The organism is Vibrio sp. HDW18 (assembly GCF_011306175.1).
Lineage (GTDB): Bacteria > Pseudomonadota > Gammaproteobacteria > Enterobacterales > Vibrionaceae > Vibrio > Vibrio chanodichtyis.
The window spans coordinates 1,979,501-1,998,286 of the sequence record NZ_CP049913.1 but is presented as its reverse complement, the minus strand read 5'-3'; the positions used below and the strand labels follow the sequence as shown (position 1 = coordinate 1,998,286).

14 protein-coding genes and 4 tRNA genes are annotated in these 18,786 nt (G+C 47.1%); 12 read left to right on the top strand and 6 right to left on the bottom strand.

Going from position 1 to position 18,786, the window contains the following annotated elements:
* Nucleotides 1–236 precede the first annotated feature (236 nt).
* Nucleotides 237–3,347: a vibriobactin export RND transporter permease subunit VexH gene (gene vexH, locus G7083_RS09665; protein ID WP_166014569.1), complete on the bottom strand. Its 3,111-nt coding sequence runs from the start codon at nucleotides 3,345–3,347 to the stop codon at nucleotides 237–239.
* Nucleotides 3,347–4,405: an efflux RND transporter periplasmic adaptor subunit gene (locus G7083_RS09660; RefSeq protein ID WP_166014568.1), complete on the bottom strand. Its 1,059-nt coding sequence runs from the start codon at nucleotides 4,403–4,405 to the stop codon at nucleotides 3,347–3,349. The genes vexH and G7083_RS09660 overlap by 1 nt, the downstream gene beginning before the upstream one ends.
* 286 nt (nucleotides 4,406–4,691) lie before the next feature.
* Between G7083_RS09660 and G7083_RS09655 the strand changes: the two genes are divergently transcribed.
* From G7083_RS09655 to G7083_RS09640, 4 genes are all read left to right on the top strand, one after another.
* Nucleotides 4,692–4,776 (top strand) — tRNA-Tyr (locus tag G7083_RS09655).
* 85 nt (nucleotides 4,777–4,861) lie between these two features.
* Nucleotides 4,862–4,946, top strand: a tRNA-Tyr gene (locus tag G7083_RS09650).
* Between the two features lie 84 nt (nucleotides 4,947–5,030).
* Nucleotides 5,031–5,115, top strand: a tRNA-Tyr gene (locus G7083_RS09645).
* A gap of 84 nt (nucleotides 5,116–5,199) precedes the next feature.
* Nucleotides 5,200–5,284 (top strand) — tRNA-Tyr (locus G7083_RS09640).
* Nucleotides 5,285–5,443: 159 nt separating this feature from the next.
* Here G7083_RS09640 and gmhB read toward each other — a convergent pair.
* On the bottom strand, nucleotides 5,444–6,004 hold the full coding sequence (gene gmhB / locus G7083_RS09635; RefSeq protein ID WP_166014567.1) for a D-glycero-beta-D-manno-heptose 1,7-bisphosphate 7-phosphatase: 561 nt from the start codon (nucleotides 6,002–6,004) through the stop codon (nucleotides 5,444–5,446).
* 210 nt (nucleotides 6,005–6,214) lie between these two features.
* Here gmhB and metN point away from each other — a divergent pair, with 210 nt between their 5' ends.
* From metN to metQ, 3 genes are read left to right on the top strand one after another with little or no spacing between them, the layout of a single operon-like run.
* Complete coding sequence (metN, locus tag G7083_RS09630) at nucleotides 6,215–7,249, top strand: methionine ABC transporter ATP-binding protein MetN (protein WP_166014566.1); 1,035 nt, start codon at nucleotides 6,215–6,217, stop codon at nucleotides 7,247–7,249.
* A complete protein-coding gene (locus G7083_RS09625; RefSeq protein WP_166014565.1) occupies nucleotides 7,239–7,916 on the top strand; it encodes a methionine ABC transporter permease in 678 nt (225 codons plus the stop codon). The genes metN and G7083_RS09625 overlap by 11 nt, the downstream gene beginning before the upstream one ends.
* Nucleotides 7,917–7,952: 36 nt before the next feature.
* Nucleotides 7,953–8,762, top strand: coding sequence for a methionine ABC transporter substrate-binding lipoprotein MetQ (gene metQ / locus G7083_RS09620; protein WP_166014564.1), 810 nt, complete (start codon nucleotides 7,953–7,955; stop codon nucleotides 8,760–8,762).
* 199 nt (nucleotides 8,763–8,961) lie between these two features.
* Here metQ and G7083_RS09615 read toward each other — a convergent pair whose 3' ends face one another.
* Both G7083_RS09615 and syd read right to left on the bottom strand, forming a co-directional pair.
* The gene (locus tag G7083_RS09615) at nucleotides 8,962–9,738 is read right to left on the bottom strand and encodes a Zn-ribbon-containing protein (protein WP_166014563.1); all 777 of its coding nucleotides are present in this window, start codon (nucleotides 9,736–9,738) and stop codon (nucleotides 8,962–8,964) included.
* Nucleotide 9,739: 1 nt separating this feature from the next.
* Nucleotides 9,740–10,288, bottom strand: a complete 549-nt coding sequence (gene syd, locus G7083_RS09610; RefSeq protein WP_166014562.1) for a SecY-interacting protein — start codon at nucleotides 10,286–10,288, stop codon at nucleotides 9,740–9,742.
* A 96-nt stretch (nucleotides 10,289–10,384) separates the two neighbouring features.
* Between syd and queF the strand changes: the two genes are divergently transcribed.
* The 5 genes from queF (at nucleotide 10,385) to xni (ending at nucleotide 17,506) form a co-directional block, all read left to right on the top strand.
* A complete protein-coding gene (gene queF, locus G7083_RS09605; protein WP_166014561.1) occupies nucleotides 10,385–11,230 on the top strand; it encodes an NADPH-dependent 7-cyano-7-deazaguanine reductase QueF in 846 nt (281 codons plus the stop codon).
* A gap of 14 nt (nucleotides 11,231–11,244) precedes the next feature.
* Nucleotides 11,245–13,503, top strand: coding sequence for a tetratricopeptide repeat protein (locus G7083_RS09600; protein WP_166014560.1), 2,259 nt, complete (start codon nucleotides 11,245–11,247; stop codon nucleotides 13,501–13,503).
* Between the two features lie 121 nt (nucleotides 13,504–13,624).
* Complete coding sequence (locus tag G7083_RS09595) at nucleotides 13,625–15,187, top strand: GGDEF domain-containing protein (RefSeq protein ID WP_166014559.1); 1,563 nt, start codon at nucleotides 13,625–13,627, stop codon at nucleotides 15,185–15,187.
* A gap of 46 nt (nucleotides 15,188–15,233) precedes the next feature.
* On the top strand, nucleotides 15,234–16,592 hold the full coding sequence (gene ppnN, locus G7083_RS09590; protein WP_166014558.1) for a nucleotide 5'-monophosphate nucleosidase PpnN: 1,359 nt from the start codon (nucleotides 15,234–15,236) through the stop codon (nucleotides 16,590–16,592).
* Between the two features lie 134 nt (nucleotides 16,593–16,726).
* Nucleotides 16,727–17,506 carry a flap endonuclease Xni gene (gene xni / locus G7083_RS09585; RefSeq protein WP_166014557.1) on the top strand — a complete coding sequence of 260 codons (780 nt, stop codon included), beginning with the start codon at nucleotides 16,727–16,729 and terminating at the stop codon, nucleotides 17,504–17,506.
* Between the two features lie 85 nt (nucleotides 17,507–17,591).
* Here xni and G7083_RS09580 read toward each other — a convergent pair whose 3' ends face one another.
* On the bottom strand, nucleotides 17,592–18,503 hold the full coding sequence (locus tag G7083_RS09580) for a transcriptional regulator GcvA (protein WP_166014556.1): 912 nt from the start codon (nucleotides 18,501–18,503) through the stop codon (nucleotides 17,592–17,594).
* Nucleotides 18,504–18,786 lie beyond the last annotated feature (283 nt).

The window sequence follows — 18,786 nt, the reverse complement described above, 5'->3', positions numbered from 1 at the left end:
AAAACTGATGGTTAGCTTATCCCAACCTTACCGATGATGTGTGTCTCAAAATTGAGCTGGATATTAATTAGAACGAAAGCAGTATAATAAAAGTCGTTTGATTTATTTTATTAGAATTGAGCGTCACCAATTTGAATCAAAAATACGACAGGTGACATTTACTTAACGATGAGGATTGACATTGGTGAAATGAAAAGCCCACCACCACATAACGTGGTAGTGGGCAGCTCGGCCTGCTAGTGCTGAGCGCGTCCTTTTACATCAAGCTGTAGCTCATGATTAAGTTCAGCTTCGACATGCCCAGGCGCTTGAGTAGAACCTGAGATTAAACGATACATCGCAGGGATCACCAGCAAAGTGACGATGGTGGCAAATCCCATTCCAAAGAAAATCACTGTACCAACCGCAATCCGGCTCTCATAGCCAGCACCAGTAGAGATAATCAATGGGATAGATCCAGCCAAGGTAGTAAACGCAGTCATCAAAATTGGGCGCAAGCGACGTGCCGAAGCATCGACAATCGCCTTTTCAAACTCAATGCCACGATCACGTAGCTGGTTGGCAAATTCGACAATCAAAATACCGTTCTTAGTCACCATACCAATCAACATGATCATACCGATCTGGCTATAGATGTTCATGCCTTGATCCATCACAAACAGGCCAAGTAAACCACCAAATAGGCCCATAGGCACCGTTAGCATCACCACCAATGGGTTAATAAAGCTTTCGAACTGAGCCGCCAATACCAAATACGCTACCAGCAGCGCTAAGCCAAACACAATTGCAACACTCGATTGATTCTCGCGGAAATCTTTCGACTCTCCCGAGTAACTGACCGAAATATCACTTGGTAATAGCTCCAATGCCTGTTGGTCAAGAAAATCAAGTGCTTGACCTAAGGTGTAACCCGTTTCCAAGTTGGCGGTCACCGTCACCGATTTTTGCTTGTTGTAGTGGGCAAGACGGATTGCAGATGCCACTTCATCGATGCGCGTCACCGTATCCAGCGTCACCAGATCACCCGCGCTAGTACGCAGATAAATTTGGCTTAAATCAGCCGCATTGTTAAAGCGGTTTTCATCACCACGCAGATAAACGTCATACTCTTCACCACGCTCAACAAAAGTAGTAACGCTTTTACCGCCGAGCATCACCTCTAGGGTCTCGGAGATCGATTTAACACTGATCCCAAGTTCTGCCGCTCGTTGTTTATCGATAGTCACCACTAATTCTGGGGTTTGTTCCGAATAATCAATATCGGCACCCGTCATAAATGGTGACTGCTCAGCCGCTTGTTCTAACTTTTCCGCCCACGTTTTTAGCTCTGAATAATCGGAGCCGCCGAGCACAAACTGTACTGGCTCATTTGAGCCACCGCGAAAACCGGGCATAAATGGGAAAACTCGCACATCAGGAATACCCGCCAAAGCTTTACGCACTTGGCCTAGCGCTTGTTGTGCGGTAACGCTACGTTCATTCCAGTCATCGAGGATCATGATCACGAAACCAGTTTGATCGCCGGCATTACCACCAAACGCCGGCGATTGAATACTGAATGATTTCAAAAAGCCTTGTCCCACCAGCGGCATCAAACGCTGTTCAACCAATTCCATATTGGCGGCCATCCGGTTATAACTGGTCGCATCGGCACCACGCACAAAGGCGAAAATAACCCCGCGGTCTTCTGATGGAGTGAGCTGAGCAGGCACCAATTGCATCAAACCATAACTGCCACCCAGGCAGAACATAATCACCACGGGTGCAGCCCAACGCCAACGGATCGCACGGCTCACCACCAGACGATAAGCGTGCTCCAATTTGGCAAAAAATCGGTCAATCCATAAATTGAATCGGCTCGGTTTAACATTCGCCTTCAACAAATGGCTACCAAGCACAGGGGTTAACGTCAGCGCAATCAAGGAAGAGAAAATGACCGCCATCGCCAGCAGCACCGAAAATTCGGTAAACAGTAGCCCAACCATCCCATCCATAAAGGAGATCGGCAGAAACACCATCACCAACACTAAAGTGGTGGCAATGACCGCAAAACCCACTTCTCGCGTGCCCTTATAAGCCGCCAGCAGTGGTTTTTCACCCCGCTCAATATGATGGAAAATATTCTCCACCACCACGATCGCATCATCCACCACCAGACCAATCGATAAGATCAGCGCCATTAAGGTGATCAAGTTGATCGAAAAACCAAAGTAATACGCCGCCATAAAGGCGGATATCAGTGAAACGGGTACCGTCACCGCTGGGATTAACGTCGCACGCAATTGCCCAATAAAGATGTACAGCACCAGCACCACTAAACCACCCGTGATAAACAGCGTGCTATAAACTTCACTGATCGAACGCTCAATAAACACGGTCGAGTCATAGTCAATCGCTAAACGGGTGCCTTTCGGTAAGAATTGCTGCGCCTTATCGACCTCTTGGTGTACTCGTTTCGCCACTTCCAGTGGGTTGGCATCCGACTGCGGCACAATCCCCATGCTGACGTTGACAATACCGTCACTTTTAAAGGTCGAATTTTCGTTTTCGGCACCAATAAATACATCCGCAACATCTTTCAGATACACCGATGAGCCATCACTCGCCCGCTTCACCGCCAAATATTGAAAATCTTCCGGCGATTGATAACCACGCGCGGTACGCACTGACATTACAGTTGAATCATTGCGCACTTCGCCACCAGGGCTTTCAATATTCTCTTTATTTAGCGCATCAGTAATATCACTGGTGGTCACACCACGCCCGGCCATTAATTCTGGCTTCAAGCGCACGTACATTACTTTGTATAAGCCACCGGAGACATCGACTGAGCTCACTCCCGAGATCAAACTGAAACGGTCAAGCAGAACCCGCTCAATGTAATCGGTCAGTTGGGTGCGATCCATATCCGATGAGCTGAGATTGATATACACCGAAGCTTGGCCAGAACCGTTGTTTTTGAACACTTGTGGATCATCGGCCTCGTCAGGCAAGGAGCGCTGTGCCCGCGCCACTGCATCACGAATATCACTCACCCCGGTATTGAGATCGTAACCCAGCTCAAAGGTCACGGTAATGCGTGACATACCGTTACGGCTGATTGAGGTGATTTCATCAATACCGCTGATGCCGGCCAATTGATCTTCTAGCACGCTGGTGATCTGGCTTTCAATAATCGTAGCGGAAGCACCTTGATAACGGGTTGAAACCGACACGACTGGGTTTTCAATATCCGGCATTTCACGCACTGCGAGTTGGCTAAATGACACCAAGCCAAACACACACAGCAACATACTCAGAACTAGCGCCGCGACTGGGCGCTTAACTGAAACGTCTGACAACCACATTATTTGTCATCCTTTTTCAGCGGACGCCCTTCGACGGTCACTTCGGTAACCCGTGCGTTATCGCGCATGTTGACGATACCTTGCACGACAATTTTTTCACCTATCGCCAAACCTTGTTCAATCACCACCTGATTTTCAACCCGCGCGCCTAGTATCACTTCACGGCGTTGGGCCAGATTATCGTCGCCAATCACGTAGACAAAACGTTTAGTGCCCGAGTATTCCAATGCTTGCACCGGGATAATCGGTGCGCTAATTTCAGGAAAATTGATCCGCGCTGACATCAGCATGCCGGGCTTTAATCGCTGATCGGGATTAGGAAAATGCACTCGCACCCGCAAATTGAGCGTCTCTTGGTTGATGCGTGAATCCACGGCCACCACCGAACCAACAAACTGATGAGCAGGCCAAGCATCGCTGATCCCTTGTACTGCCATACCATCGCTGATCTGTGGCAGATAGCGCTCTGGGATCTGTAGATCGAGCTGCATTAGCGATAAATCATCCAAGGTCACTAGCTCTGCACCAGCACTCACCCATTTGCCACGGCTAAAATCGATAAAGCCGACCGTACCTTCAAACGGAGCCGTGATATGTAAATCGGCCAAATTAGCGCGCGCCGCATCCAATCTCGCTTGCGCGATCTGCACACTGGCACGCTGCGCATCAATTTCGGTTGGCGTAATCGCATTACGTTTCAGTAAGCGTTCATATTCGGTTAATTTACGCTGCTCATCTTGCAGATAAGCTTTCGCTTCCACCACTGCAGCTTGGGCTTTATCATCCTCTAACTGGATCAATAACTGACCTTTTTTCACCTGCTGATTGGCTTGCACGGCAATCAAATTGACCTTGCCCGCCACTTCTGCGGCCATTTCTACCGATTGTTGAGCTTTGAGCTTGCTGACTAAAGAAAGCGATTGAGAAATCTGCTGCGATTGAACTTGCTCAGTGACCACAGAAATCGCAGGAGATTGCGCTGGCTCTTGAGCGGATAACCCTGCGCTATGGATAAGTAGCGTCAGTAATGTCAATGAAAATACAGTGTTTTTATTCATGATCTGGCTTAGTGTTTAGAAAATCTAGCTATATTGTAGCGAGTGATACGCAACTTGAACGTCAAGGAACGTAAAGATTGCCAGTAAAAGTGTAAGGCACACTGTGACTTAAGCGACTAAAACGCTCAATAAGTTGCGAGTTTGCCGAAAAAGACAGCATTCAATTCAATTTACTAAAAAAACAGTTTACAGAGGGAGCGAGTTTGATAAGATGCGCTCCGCACTTAAGTGATGTGTTGGGAAAACATCAGTTAAGTCTTATCAGTAGTGATAAGAAAAATACCCTGGAGGGGTTCCCGAGTGGCCAAAGGGAGCAGACTGTAAATCTGCCGGCTCCGCCTTCGATGGTTCGAATCCGTCCCCCTCCACCATATTCTCCTCGTAAGAGGAATCCTTGATTGATGCGTTGGGAAAACGTCAGTTAAGTCTTATCAGCAGTGATAAGAAAAACACCCTGGAGGGGTTCCCGAGTGGCCAAAGGGAGCAGACTGTAAATCTGCCGGCTCCGCCTTCGATGGTTCGAATCCGTCCCCCTCCACCATATTCTCTCATAAGAGAAACCCTTGATTGATGTGTTGGGAAAACGTCAGTTAAGTCTTATCAGCAGTGATAAGAAAAACACCCTGGAGGGGTTCCCGAGTGGCCAAAGGGAGCAGACTGTAAATCTGCCGGCTCCGCCTTCGATGGTTCGAATCCGTCCCCCTCCACCATATTCTCTCGTAAGAGAAACCCTTGATTGATGCGTTGGGAAAACGTCAGTTAAGTCTTATCAGTAATGATAAGAAAAACACCCTGGAGGGGTTCCCGAGTGGCCAAAGGGAGCAGACTGTAAATCTGCCGGCTCCGCCTTCGATGGTTCGAATCCGTCCCCCTCCACCATATTCTGTTGATACATAAAAAAGCCAGCTCATCGAGTTGGCTTTTTTATTGCTATTTTTTATTGCTATCGCACCACTATTGATTAGTCGGCGGCTTATTATCGTATACTTGATCAATCAGGCTAAACCAGCCTGACCGATCACTATATGACTTTTTATGTTACTTTTTTACTCGCAGCAAATAATGTGGCACATCACGAATGCTATCCAGCACCACCGTTGCAAGTGCTTCACCTTGCTCGGTCACCGGTTTGCCGGTACGCACTAAAATTTTCGTGCCTACGCCAGCCGCCTCGGCCGCCATCATATCTTCCGCTTTGTCACCGACCATCACCGAGTTAGCCATGTCGATCTTGAGGAAATCACGCGCCGATAAAAACATCCCTGGCTTGGGTTTGCGACAATCACAATCTTCTTGGTATTGCCCTATACCGTGTTCAGCATGGTGCGGACAGTAATAAATACCGTCAAACTCAACACCATTATCAGCAAAGTTCCAGTCCATCCACTGGGTTAAAGAGATGAAACGCTCTTCACTGAACTTGCCACGCGCAATACCGGATTGATTGGTGATCAACACCAATAAGTATCCCATGCGTTGCAAAGCGGCGGTCGCTTCAAACACACCATCAATGAATTGGAAATCATGCTCATCGTGCACGTAACCGTGATCAACGTTGATCACCCCATCCCGGTCTAGAAATACTGCTGGTTTAGCCAAAATGCTTTCTCGTTTAACTCATTTGCCGCAAATTATTGCACGCTTTATTTTTTTCATCACTATCTAATTACTTTCTCATCTAACCATCGAGCACGTTTGGACGTCTAGACGTAAAAATATCTATTGACTTCAATTAGCCAAGCTCATAGCATCATTAACCAATAAGGAAGACCAAAAGATTATTCTGCTTGATGCAGTTCAGGGTGACACATGATTGAGATAAAAAGCGTCAATAAAGTGTTTTATCAGGGTGAGAAGCCAATTCACGCGCTGAAAGATATTAATTTATTGATCCCACAAGGTACCATTTTTGGGGTAATTGGCTCCTCTGGCGCAGGCAAAAGTACCCTGATCCGCTGCGTCAATATGCTAGAACAACCCACCAGTGGCCAAGTCATCATCGATGGGGTTGACTTAACCACGCTGAACCATTCACAACTGTGCGCCGCTCGCCGTAATATCGGCATGATTTTTCAGCATTTTAATCTGCTTTCATCACGCACTGTGTTTGCTAACGTGGCACTGCCTCTAGAGTTAGCCGGCCAAGCGCCAGCTTACATCAAAAGCCGAGTGACAGAATTACTCGCTTTGGTTGGGCTAGCGGAAAAACACGACAGTTACCCGGCCAATCTGTCCGGAGGTCAAAAGCAGCGGGTAGCGATTGCGCGCGCTTTAGCCTGCAATCCGAAAGTGCTGCTGTGTGATGAAGCGACCAGCGCGCTGGATCCCGCTACCACTCAATCGATTCTTGAGCTGCTGAAAGAAATTAACCACCAACTTAACCTGACCATTTTGCTGATCACCCATGAGATGGATGTGGTGAAAAGCATCTGTCATCAAGTGGCGATCATTGGTGATGGAGAATTGGTCGAAAAAGGTAGCGTAGGCGATATTTTTGCCCATCCCAAAACCGCCTTAGCCCACCAATTTATTCGCTCAACTTTAGATTTGTCGATTCCGGACGACTACCAAGCTCGCCTGCAGCCAACCCGCGTGGCCGGTAGCTATCCCTTAGTGCGTTTGGAGTTTACCGGCGCCACGGTTGATGCGCCGCTAATGACGCAAATTGCCCGTAAATACAATATTGATGTCAGCATCCTCAGCTCCGATCTGGATTATGCCGGTGGCGTGAAATTTGGCATGCTGGTGGCAGAAATTTTTGGTAATGCGGATGACGACCAAGCTGCGATTGAATATCTGCGCGATAACAACGTAAAAGTCGAGGTGCTCGGTTATGTCCTTTAATACTCTGACTCAATGGCTTACGCTAAATAGCGATTTATTACTGACCGCCACTTGGCAAACCCTATATATGGTGACGATTGCTGGTGTGGTCGGCTTTGCGGTCGGTATTCCATTGGGTGTGATCCTGCACACAACCAAGCAGCACGGTTTACTGGAGCACCGCCCGTTGAACCGAATCTTAGGCGCGGTAGTGAATATCGGTCGCTCGGTACCATTTTTGGTATTGATGGTAGCGATCATTCCCGTCACTAAGCTGCTAGTAGGAACCTTCATTGGTACTACCGCCGCCATTGTGCCGCTTACGATTGGTGCGATCCCATTTGTGGCGCGCTTAATTGAAAATGCGCTGCTGGAAGTACCAACCGGCTTGGTGGAGGCAGCCCAATCGATGGGAGCAACGCCACTACAAATTATTCGTAAAGTGCTGCTGCCTGAAGCGCTGCCGACCATTGTCAACTCTGTGACCATTACCTTAGTTACGCTGGTCAGTTATTCGGCAATGGCGGGCACGGTCGGTGGCGGCGGTTTAGGTGATGTCGCGATCCGTTATGGATTCCATCGCTATGAAATCACCATCATGGCAGTCACAGTAGTGATGCTGATCGTACTGGTACAAGTTATTCAATCCATCGGTGATGCGCTGGTTCGCCGAGTTGATCATCGATAACCCCTAATTACCGTCTGTTTGAACAAGGAGTTCATCATGAAGTTTAACCTGAAACATTTACTGACTATCGCCGCAGCTGCCTCAAGCCTGATCCTAGCTGGCTGTGGTGAGAAAGTGGTTGATAACAACAAAATCAAAGTTGGCGTTATCGCAGGAGCGGAAGCCCAAGTTGCTGAAGTGGCAGCAAAAATCGCCAAAGAAAAATACAATTTAGATGTCGAATTAGTGGTGTTTACCGACTACGTCACCCCCAATGCAGCACTGGATGATGGCTCCATCGATGCCAACGCATTCCAACATAAACCTTATCTCGACAAACAAATCGCCGATCGCGGTTACAAACTAGCAATTGTTGGTAACACCTTTGTCTATCCGATTGCGGCTTACTCAAAGCGGATCACTTCACTTAATGAGCTACAAGATGGCGCACGCATTGCGGTACCGAATGACCCAACCAACCTAGGCCGTGCGCTGCTGCTACTGCAACAACAAGGTCTACTGCAACTGCGTGAAGAGGTGGGCTTGCTGGCCACAGTGCGTGATATCATCGCCAATCCAAAGAAACTCGAGATCCTAGAGCTAGATGCGGCGCAACTGCCTCGTTCATTGGATGATGTCGCACTCTCAATCATCAATACCACTTACGCCAGCTCAATTAATCTGACCCCAGAGAAAGATGGGATCTTCGTGGAAGATAAAGAGTCGCCATACGTCAATTTGCTGGTTGCACGTGAAGCCAACGTCAACGCAGAAAATGTGCAAAACTTTAAGAAAGCTTACCAAACCGATGAAGTTGCTAAAGCGGCGGCAGAAATCTTCCAAGGTGGATCGGTGCAAGGTTGGTGATCACTATGTCGTAATGCATGCATCGGAAAAGCATCCACTGACTGAGCATGCATTGGAAAACATCAAAAGGTTGGCAACGCGCCAACCTTTTTTCATGCTATCAATCTAGCCAGCAACCTCTTCTACCCCACCGGCTCGCTAAAACCATCCCCCGCGCAAGGCCGTAATTTAGGGATGGTAACAAAATACGGGGCCAGCGTTATTTCAAATGATCCCATGAAATGTTAGAGACAATTCGGCACGACTCACAACGAAAATGGAAAATATCGTGCAACGGCTCATCAAGTAACCATTGGCCACCACATTGAGGGCAAACACGCGCCTGTTCATCGGCGAGACTGGTGCCACCAACACGATACAGATAGTAATAGGTCGGCACTTGGGTCAGAAATTCAATCCGTCCACACAAATCTCGCCCACGACGAAATAAATCACTGCCTACATCGCAGATTTCATGTAAAGCGGCATGCTCAGCTTGGCACGCGCCACCCATTTGTAGCTCATCACACGCTTGCCATTCGGTTTGCCATTTGATCACCGCTTTATGATCGCCATTGAAGGTGGGAGGATGACGATAAAGAGGGATCGGCAATAAACTTTCGCCACTGCGCAGCGGCGAGCAAGTATGTACATAAGTGGTATAGAGTATCTGCCAACTTGGCGTATCGGTTTCCGCGGCTTGCTCAGAGTTAATATCCAGCCCTAATAGCCGCACTTTTGGGGCTAACAAACCGGCTTCACTTAAGCGGCTCACGCAGCGCTCAACATATTGCGAATGAAACTTAGGGTGCAGGCTCTCCTTTTCTGGGCATACCGCACGCAGATAAAAGACTCCATCGCCGAGCACAATCGGAAACTCACGCCCCAACACTTGACCGTTATAGCGTAGCGCATCCATCAGTCCATTGATCGCTTTATCCACCGCGCTAATGGTGGTGTTATCAAAACACTCAAATTCCAATTCAACCACGTACATCTCAATTCACCACGGGTTCAAGTTGTTGTAAAAATTCCGCCAAATCCACGCTCAACACTTCGCGCTGAGTAGTGCCGAGTTTTTCAAGGATCACATTGCCCGTCACATTGCACACGGCAATCACCGCCATCTCATCATCTGTAGTGGCAATAAACACCGTAGGGCGCTGTTTTAAGCGGCGCTGCATGACCAAATGCCCCAGCAGATTTTCTTGCAGACGGGTGAAATCCTCCTCACTCCAGACTTGCAGCAGTATCAATGCTCGACCACGCCACCGCGCAGGCATATCCGCACTAAACTGACTGGCATAAAAGGCTTTGCTGTCTTCATGCAAAGAGAGCTCAATCGCCCGCTCCATCGCCGTAAAATCGGCCCATGCAGCGCGACTGACTGGTTGCCAACGCACTGCATCCCCCAGCGTCTCCACCACACAGGGTGAAGCCAATCCCAAAAGATCATGGCTTATGGGTAACTGACCGGTTTGCTGTTGCGATTGTTGTAAAAAACGTTGGCTAAAATCGCGTAGGGCTTGTACAACGCTGTGCGTCATCATCATCTCCATGTAGAGTTTGCGCCGCCTAATTAATGACACTGGCACTGGGATTGCGTAAAATTCTGCATATTCTAATTGAATCGACTGAAAAACATGAGCAAATATTCCGATGCCAAAGCACTGGCAGGCCTGACACTGGGTAAAACCACCGAGTATGCCAACCAGTACGATCCAAGCCTATTGCAAGCGGTACCGCGTAGCTTAAACCGTGATGTTCTGCAGCTTGGCAGCCAACTGCCCTTTCAGGGCTGTGATATCTGGACGCTGTATGAACTCTCTTGGCTTAATCAAAACGGTTTGCCACAAGTGGCGATCGGAGAAGTGGCGATCCCTGCTACCAGCCCAAATCTGATCGAATCCAAATCGTTTAAGCTCTATCTTAATAGCTATAACCAGACCCGCTTTGCCAATTGGGATGAGGTGACTGCACAACTGATACGTGATCTTTCCGCCTGTGCTGGAGAAACGGTAACCGTCAAAGTGCAGCCGCTGACCCACTACACTGCCGAACCAATTGCCACCCTGCAGGGTGAATGCATCGATGAGCAAGATATTGAGATTCAAGATTACCAGTTTGATCACACCCTATTACAAGGCGCGGCTCAAGGTGAGGTAGTCAACGAGATACTGCACAGCCACCTGCTCAAATCCAACTGTCTGATCACCAATCAACCCGATTGGGGCAGTGTTGAAATTGCTTATCACGGCACACAAATTAACCGCGAAGCTTTACTGCGTTATCTGGTTTCTTTCCGCGAACATAACGAATTTCATGAACAATGCGTCGAGCGGATTTTTACTGATATTATGCGCTACTGCCAGCCAGAAACCTTAACCGTTTATGCGCGCTATACACGGCGTGGTGGACTTGATATCAACCCATTCCGATCTAACTATCAAGCTGCGCCAACAGATAATCGCCGTATGGCACGACAATAAGGAAGCAATCTAGGATGAGATTTCTACACTGGCTGACTCTGGTGGGCATGCTGCTCGCAACTGGACTACAAGCAGCGATTTACACTTCACCGATGCTGAATGAAGCCGATGGCTTAGTTGAAATCTCACCTTTGCAAGCGAAAAAAATAGCCCAGCAATATCTCAATGAGCGCCATTTAGCCGAAAAAATCGAAAATCATCCGGCGGCTATTGCCCGTGATGAACCAGACAGCCGAATGCGCACTCCGAGCAGCAGTGTCGATGCGATGATGATTCTCGCGCAAGCGTTAGATAACCTAGCGGATCATCCATCAGCACAATTGATCCTAATCGATGCTCAAGCGCTTACCGAACAGTATCAATTGCCCTATTTGCGACTGGAGGTACAACTGCTCAGCACTCGTCTTGCTTGGCAAACCGATGGCGATGCACAGCATGCGCAGCAACGACTCGAACAGATCACCGCTCAGTATCGACAGATCGAAAATGCGGATCAAATCGCCAAGAGCATTAATTATAAAATTACCTTGCTGCAAGCGGAAATTGCCTCAAAAGCCAATCAAGTAGAGGTGGCGGATAAACTCTTCGCCCAATTAAAGCCGTATCTTGACACCTTAACCAGTGAGAAACCGGCGATTGAATATCACCTCAAATTGGGCGAGCATCATCTCAACCATGAACGCTATAACCTAGCGCTGTCTGAGTTTTTAGTCGCATACTGGAGTGCGATTGAAAATAACTCAGGGGTATTATTGGCCAAATCCAATACCCGACTTGGTCAACTTTTTTTCAATCGGCAAGTTTTAGATAAAGCACTAGATCATTTCTCACAAGCCGCCGATTTTTACGGTCGCTACGAGCAATCACCTTTTTTGCCTTTAGTGCTGAAACAGATGGGTGATATTTACTATCAGCAAGGAAAATACAACTTAGCTTTAGTGCATTATTTTAATGTCATCGATCATCAAAATCATCGTGCATTGCTTAATGATGAGATTGAAATACGCATTAAACTGGCCGCAACTTATTTACAGCTCTACAACTACTCGATCGCCGAACAATATTTAACCAGCGCAGAAGAGTTACTGGCTCTGACCGATGCTCCGCGCTTAAATGGACATGTCGCATTACTGCATTCCGGATTGGCTTATTATCAAAAAATGGCTCAAGATGTAATTCGCTACGCAGAAAGAGCCTTAGCCATAGGTCAATCTTTGCAAGATGATCAGCTACAAGAGCAAGCTTATCGCTTACTGTCACTCGGTTATGAAAAAAGTGGTTCCGCTAACCAAGCCCTAGCGGCCTTTAAACAAAGCCAAGCCTTGGCACAAAAACGACAAAATAAACTCAACCAAATTAGTGAAGATGCTTTCCGCCAACAACGGGAATTTATCGAACAAACCTTGCATTTAGTCGGGCAAGAAAAACAGCTACAAGAGATCCAAAACCAATTTACTCAGCTACGTAAAATTGCCCTGTTCTTACTGCTGATCACCTTAGTGATGTTGATGATAAATTGGCGACGTGGCTATATTATGCAACGTCAGCAAGATGAAATTTCAGAGCTACACGACACCTTATTTACTCACTCGCGATCCCAGCTCAATAACCTACGTATGCTGCATGCCAAGCTGCCCAGTTCATTAGAAAAAAGCCACCATAACTATGAACAATGGCAGCTCGGTGAGTTAATCCACCAACCGCTGAATGACCGGTTACGCTTCGCGCTAATCGATTTTCCTTTTATGCGTAATATGTACCTGCAAAACGGTTACAGTGCAGGTTTAGAATTAGAGCACGCTTTTGGACAATTCCTGAGAGAGAAAATCAAAGAGCCGAATCGGCTGTACCATTTTTCTGATGCAAGCCTACTTTATATCGAGAAAAGTGGTGAACAAAAAAGCGCTCCGGAAACACTGTTCAATCAGATTCAATTATGGATGAATGAATTTGCCGCTAATCGTAAGCTAAATCCAATCATTCGGATGGGGATTGTCGATTATCCATTTTTACCGCGCGCTTATACCGCAATTAATGATAAAGAATTGCTGGATATTTTATTGATGGCGACCCATATCGCCCGTGAATTAAGCCTAAGCGAAGGTCAAAGTCACTGGGTGTATTTTAAAGCGATTGAAAATGCACCCGCAGCCTGTTTTGCTTCTGGAAATATTCGGCTTGCTTGCAAACACGCCATCAATCAAGGGCTAATCAAAGTTCACTCTTCCTCACAGAATGAGGACAATATCAAAAAACTGTTAAAAGATGACTAAAAGATGGCTAAATGCTGCCCAGTCGACATAAACATTCAGTGACCTTGAGAAAATATTTGTTATTATCGATGAATTAATAAATAGGATCAGCATTGATCCTCTACTATCTAGTTTGTTGTACATGGGCGTTCTAGAACACGATCTTCAAGCAGAGCTTGACAAATTTAAATCTCAGTTAGAGCAAGTCCGTCTGACCCAAAGGGACACGTCGTTCAAATTTAACCGAGAACAACAGGTTCTTAAACGCGTGGTATCTTCATTGGCTAACCACTATCGAGGTAGCCATGAGCTAAACCAAAGTTTAGATGAGCTTAGCTATGCATTACAGCAGCCACAAGACATCAGCGAACTGATCCCTCAATTGGCGGTGCTGGAACGCATGTTGAAACAACGGTCACTTGCCATGGATAAACATCACCATCACCTAGATCGCCAATTACAACACAGCGCAGAAACCCTGCTGCGCGTGGCTGGGTTGCCACCCAAAATCAAACGCGATCTGCGCGATCTGCTCAGCTTTAGCGCAGCCCAACCGCAAGAAAAAACCGAACAAGCACTGCGCTTGTTGGACATCTACCAACGCGCGGTCAAAATCCAATCCATCAATCCCAATTTGGCGCAAAGTGACATCGCTCGGTCAGCGGATCGTGAGTTACTCGATCGCTTGTGTATCGATCTGCAACAGTTGATCACTGAACTTGATTTTAATGGTGAATCTGGCGAGCAATTGAATGATATTCGCTCTAAACTTCTGCTCGGTGTCAATCCTCACACTCTGCTTGAATTAACCCTTGAAGTACTGCGTTTGGTGGTGAATGGCAGCCAGATGGAACGGAAATCGGCCCAAGCCTTCTTAGAACAAGTCAATCTCTCGGTTGGCAACAACCTCAAAAGTGTCACCCAAAATCTAGAGCAGAGCCAAAATTATCTCATCCATCGCCAACAGATGAATAGTGAACTAGGCAACTTAGTGTCACGTAGCCAAACCACCCTCGCCGAACAAACCGATATCGCACAACTTAAGCAGAAAATGACCCCTTTGCTACGCGAAATGACCTCACTGACTGAACGCTTGCATTTAGCTGAACAGCGTGAGCAAGCCCTGTTCGAACGGATGTTATACAGCAAAGATCAAATGGCCGCCTTGTCGGATTTGGCGCAGAATTATCACCACCGACTGGAAGAACAAGCGTTACGAGCACAGTTAGATCCTTTAACTAAGATCTATAATCGGAGCTACTTTACTGAACGGCTCGAACACGAATACCGCCGTTGGATCCGTGGTCAGCACAATTTTCGAATTGTGCTATTTGATATCGATAACTTCAAATCGATCAACGACAGCTTTGGTTATACCGCAGGTGATAAAGCGTTAACCATTATTGCGCGCACCATCAAAAAAGAGCTGAGTGATGGTGATACTGTGGCGCGTTTTGCCGGTGAAGAATTTATGGTCTTAATGCCTGAGCGCTCAGATAGCGACAGCTATCAAATCATTCATCAAATTCAGCTTAACGTCTCGAAATTGCCATTTAAATTCCGCGATAAAAATTTGACCATTACGGTTTCAGCCGCCTGTCTGCGTTTTGCCGATTCCGACACTCCAGAAACTGTACTCGATCGATTAAATCTGACCTTAAACCAAGCCAAAAGCAGTGGTTCTAGCCAGTTGGCTTGGAAATAAACGCATAATATTCGCACGCCTCAACCTTAGGTTGAAGGAGGACACTATGATTATTCAAGTCAGCCCAGCCGGCAGTATGGATCTGCTTTCTCAACTCGAAGTCGAACGCCTGAAAAAAACTGCGTCTAGCGATCTGTATCAGCTCTACCGTAACTGTAGCCTTGCGGTGCTCAACTCCGGCAGCCATACCGATAACTCTAGAGAACTACTCGATAAATATAAAAATTTTGACATCACCGTCATGCGCCGCGAACGCGGCATTAAGCTTGAGCTGGTTAATCCCCCTGAACACGCTTTTGTTGATGGACAAATCATCAAAGGTATTCAAGAGCACTTATTTGCGGTGCTGCGCGATATTGTGTACATCAATATGCACTTAGCCGATAGTCAGCGGCTTAACTTAACCAATACCACTCATATCACCAACCTAGTATTTGGTATTTTGCGCAATGCTGGGGTGCTAGCCCCTGGAATTGAGCCTAATTTAGTGGTGTGCTGGGGCGGCCATTCAATCAATCCGGTCGAATACCAATATACCCGTGAGGTCGGCCATGAATTAGGACTACGTGAGCTCAATATCTGTACCGGTTGTGGCCCAGGAGCCATGGAAGGCCCGATGAAAGGCGCCGCGGTTGGTCACGCCAAGCAACGCTATTTAGCCTATCGTTACCTTGGCTTAACCGAGCCTTCGATTATTGCTGCGGAACCGCCGAATCCAATTGTCAATCAACTGGTGATCATGCCCGATATTGAAAAGCGCTTAGAGGCCTTTGTGCGCATGGCACACGGGATTATTATCTTCCCAGGAGGGCCGGGCACCGCCGAAGAGCTGTTGTATATCCTTGGCATCATGATGCATCCGGACAATGCCGATCAACCGATGCCAATCGTGTTAACCGGCCCCAAGCAGAGTGAAGCTTACTTCCATTCTTTAGATAAATTTATCACTGAGACTTTGGGTGAAGCAGCGCGTAAACACTACCACATTGTGATTGATAATCCAGCCGAAGCAGCTCGGATAATGAGTCATGCTATGCCGCAGGTACGTGAGCATCGGAAAAGCAAAGACGATGCTTACAGTTTTAACTGGTCACTTAAAATTGAGCCTGAATTTCAACTGCCATTTGAACCCAATCATGACAGCATGGCTAGTCTCGATTTACATTTAAGCCAGCCTCCAGAAATATTAGCCGCCAATTTACGGCGTGCTTTTTCTGGCGTGGTAGCGGGTAATGTCAAAGCGGAAGGGATCCGCGAGATAGAACGCCACGGCCCCTTTACCATGCATGGCGATCCACAATTGATGGCGAAAATGGATCAGCTACTCAATGATTTTGTCACTCAACAGCGCATGAAATTACCGGGTGGTACCGCCTATCAGCCATGCTATAAAATCGTGCTCTAGAGGGTAAAGATCAGCAAATCCCGCTCACATAATCCTACCAAGCAAGGCGATGAGCTCAAATTCAGATTCGTAATCTGGCGGGTTTTGATTACAATAAGGGCCTGATAAGCCCTTATTGTTGTTGATTGCTGGTTATGTCCCTTCACCTGGTTATTATTGATGCACTTAATTTGATCCGCCGTGTACACTCTGCACAGCCTGATCCCAATGACATCGCCCGAACGGTACACACCACCACTCGCACACTGCAACGCATTATTAATGAAGCTCAACCGAGCCATATGATCGCGGTATTTGATCATCAGCTAGCCGATCGTGGCTGGCGCGCTCAATTACTGCCTAGCTACAAAGCCAACCGCAAACCAATGCCAGAAATGCTCCAGCAAGGATTAGAAACCATTCAAGATGCGTGGTGGCAACTCGGGATTGATTCGCTGTTATCCGAAGGTGATGAAGCGGATGATTTGATCGCGACACTGGCCTGTAAAGTCGCCGGACGGCAACAAAAAGTCACCATCATTTCGACCGATAAAGGCTACTGCCAACTACTTTCGCCAACCTTGCAAATTAGAGACTATTTTCAGCAGCGCTGGTTAGATCAACCGTTTATCGCCCAAGAATTTGGCGTAGCACCAGCACAATTGACCGACTACTGGGGCTTAACCGGAGTCAGTTCAAGCCAAATTCCAGGCGTCGTGGGAATTGGCCCTAAAGCGGCGCAACAAATTTTGAACCAGTTTACCGATATTGAACAGGCGTATTTAAGCCCTGAACTGGCAGATAAATACCGTAAAAAACTCGAACCTCAGATTGAGATGGCGCGGATCTGCAAGCAAATCAGTACATTAAAAACCGACATTGAACTTGGCTTTAACTTACAAGAGATCCGCTTTAGCGCTCCCTCCAGCAGCTAACACTGTGCTGTTGGCCGATACTTGGCGTTACACATCAATCGCCAACATTCCCAATTCCAGCACCAGCAGAGAGTACACCCTATCGCTACACTTGCTGCAGGATCTCTACCTGCTCACTGCGTGCCTTGTTCAGCATCCAGTCACGAAATGTAGCCACCCGTCCGATGTCCGCTTGTTTTTCATGGCACACCACATAAAAAGCATTATTGGTCATCAGCACTTGATCAAACGGTGCGATTAAGCGCCCAGCATCCATTTCGGGTTGGGCTAATACGTTATTACCCAGCGCCACCCCTTGACCATGCGCCGCCGCTTGCAACACCATGGTTGAGTGGCTGAAAATCGGCCCGTGGTTAACATTAACGTTGTTGAGACCATTTTCTTTGGCAAACTGTTTCCAATCTTTGCGTGAAGTATCGTGCAGCAGCGTGTGATGAGCTAAATCACTTAAGCTTTCCATCGGCTTATTGCCCAGCAATAACGCAGGTGAACAGAGCGGGATCAGAAACTCTTGATATAGCTTATCGGCACGCAGCCCAGGCCAACTACCGCGACCATAATAGATCGCCACATCAACATCATCCGCCAGCGATCCCTCATCCATATCAACCGCTTTGATCCGTACATCAATATCCGGCTCTTGCTGGTTAAAATCCGCCAAGCGCGGCACTAGCCACTGGATCGCAAAACTCGGTGGCAAACTAATAGTCAATGCGCCTTTTTCACTGCGTTCAAGTAATTTATCTGTGGCTTCAGCTAATGAACCAAAAATATCTTTAATATCCAGAAAATAACTTTGCCCCTCTTCGGTTAGCAGCAAAGATCGATTACGGCGCCGGAATAATTTCAAGCCAAGAAACTCTTCTAACGCTTTGATTTGATGGCTAACTGCGGCCTGTGTCACAAATAATTCTTCACCGGCTCGAGTAAAACTTAAATGGCGAGCCGCCGCTTCAAACACTTTTAACGAATTGAGAGGAGGTAATCTTCTGGACATACAGATACTCGGTTAGTGATTAGTTTTTTTTATCTGAAACATTATAATTTGTCCGTTGCTAATCGACCAGAGAAAATCTATATTTCACCGCGTAACAGCGGCCTGAACGGCTTGATTTCTTTGTAAATCAATAGGCTTAGTTGTTGCGATGTTGTGTTTGCAAACTCGAATTTCGAGTTAGGTAGTTTCTACCCTCTGTTTTGTGCAATTATCCCTGCCACAAAACAAATACTTCCTGTATTTATTTTTGACCTGTCTGTCAAATTTTTAGCACCGCCTCTGG

Coding starts and splice junctions, on each gene's coding strand:
- vexH (WP_166014569.1), bottom strand. CDS start 3,347: ATGTGGTTGTCAGACGTTTCAGTTAAGCGCCCAGTCGCGGCGCTAGTT.
- G7083_RS09660 (WP_166014568.1), bottom strand. CDS start 4,405: ATGAATAAAAACACTGTATTTTCATTGACATTACTGACGCTACTTATC.
- metN (WP_166014566.1), top strand. CDS start 6,215: ATGATTGAGATAAAAAGCGTCAATAAAGTGTTTTATCAGGGTGAGAAG.
- G7083_RS09625 (WP_166014565.1), top strand. CDS start 7,239: ATGTCCTTTAATACTCTGACTCAATGGCTTACGCTAAATAGCGATTTA.
- metQ (WP_166014564.1), top strand. CDS start 7,953: ATGAAGTTTAACCTGAAACATTTACTGACTATCGCCGCAGCTGCCTCA.
- G7083_RS09615 (WP_166014563.1), bottom strand. CDS start 9,738: ATGTACGTGGTTGAATTGGAATTTGAGTGTTTTGATAACACCACCATT.
- syd (WP_166014562.1), bottom strand. CDS start 10,288: ATGACGCACAGCGTTGTACAAGCCCTACGCGATTTTAGCCAACGTTTT.
- queF (WP_166014561.1), top strand. CDS start 10,385: ATGAGCAAATATTCCGATGCCAAAGCACTGGCAGGCCTGACACTGGGT.
- G7083_RS09600 (WP_166014560.1), top strand. CDS start 11,245: ATGAGATTTCTACACTGGCTGACTCTGGTGGGCATGCTGCTCGCAACT.
- G7083_RS09595 (WP_166014559.1), top strand. CDS start 13,625: ATGGGCGTTCTAGAACACGATCTTCAAGCAGAGCTTGACAAATTTAAA.
- ppnN (WP_166014558.1), top strand. CDS start 15,234: ATGATTATTCAAGTCAGCCCAGCCGGCAGTATGGATCTGCTTTCTCAA.
- xni (WP_166014557.1), top strand. CDS start 16,727: ATGTCCCTTCACCTGGTTATTATTGATGCACTTAATTTGATCCGCCGT.
- G7083_RS09580 (WP_166014556.1), bottom strand. CDS start 18,503: ATGTCCAGAAGATTACCTCCTCTCAATTCGTTAAAAGTGTTTGAAGCG.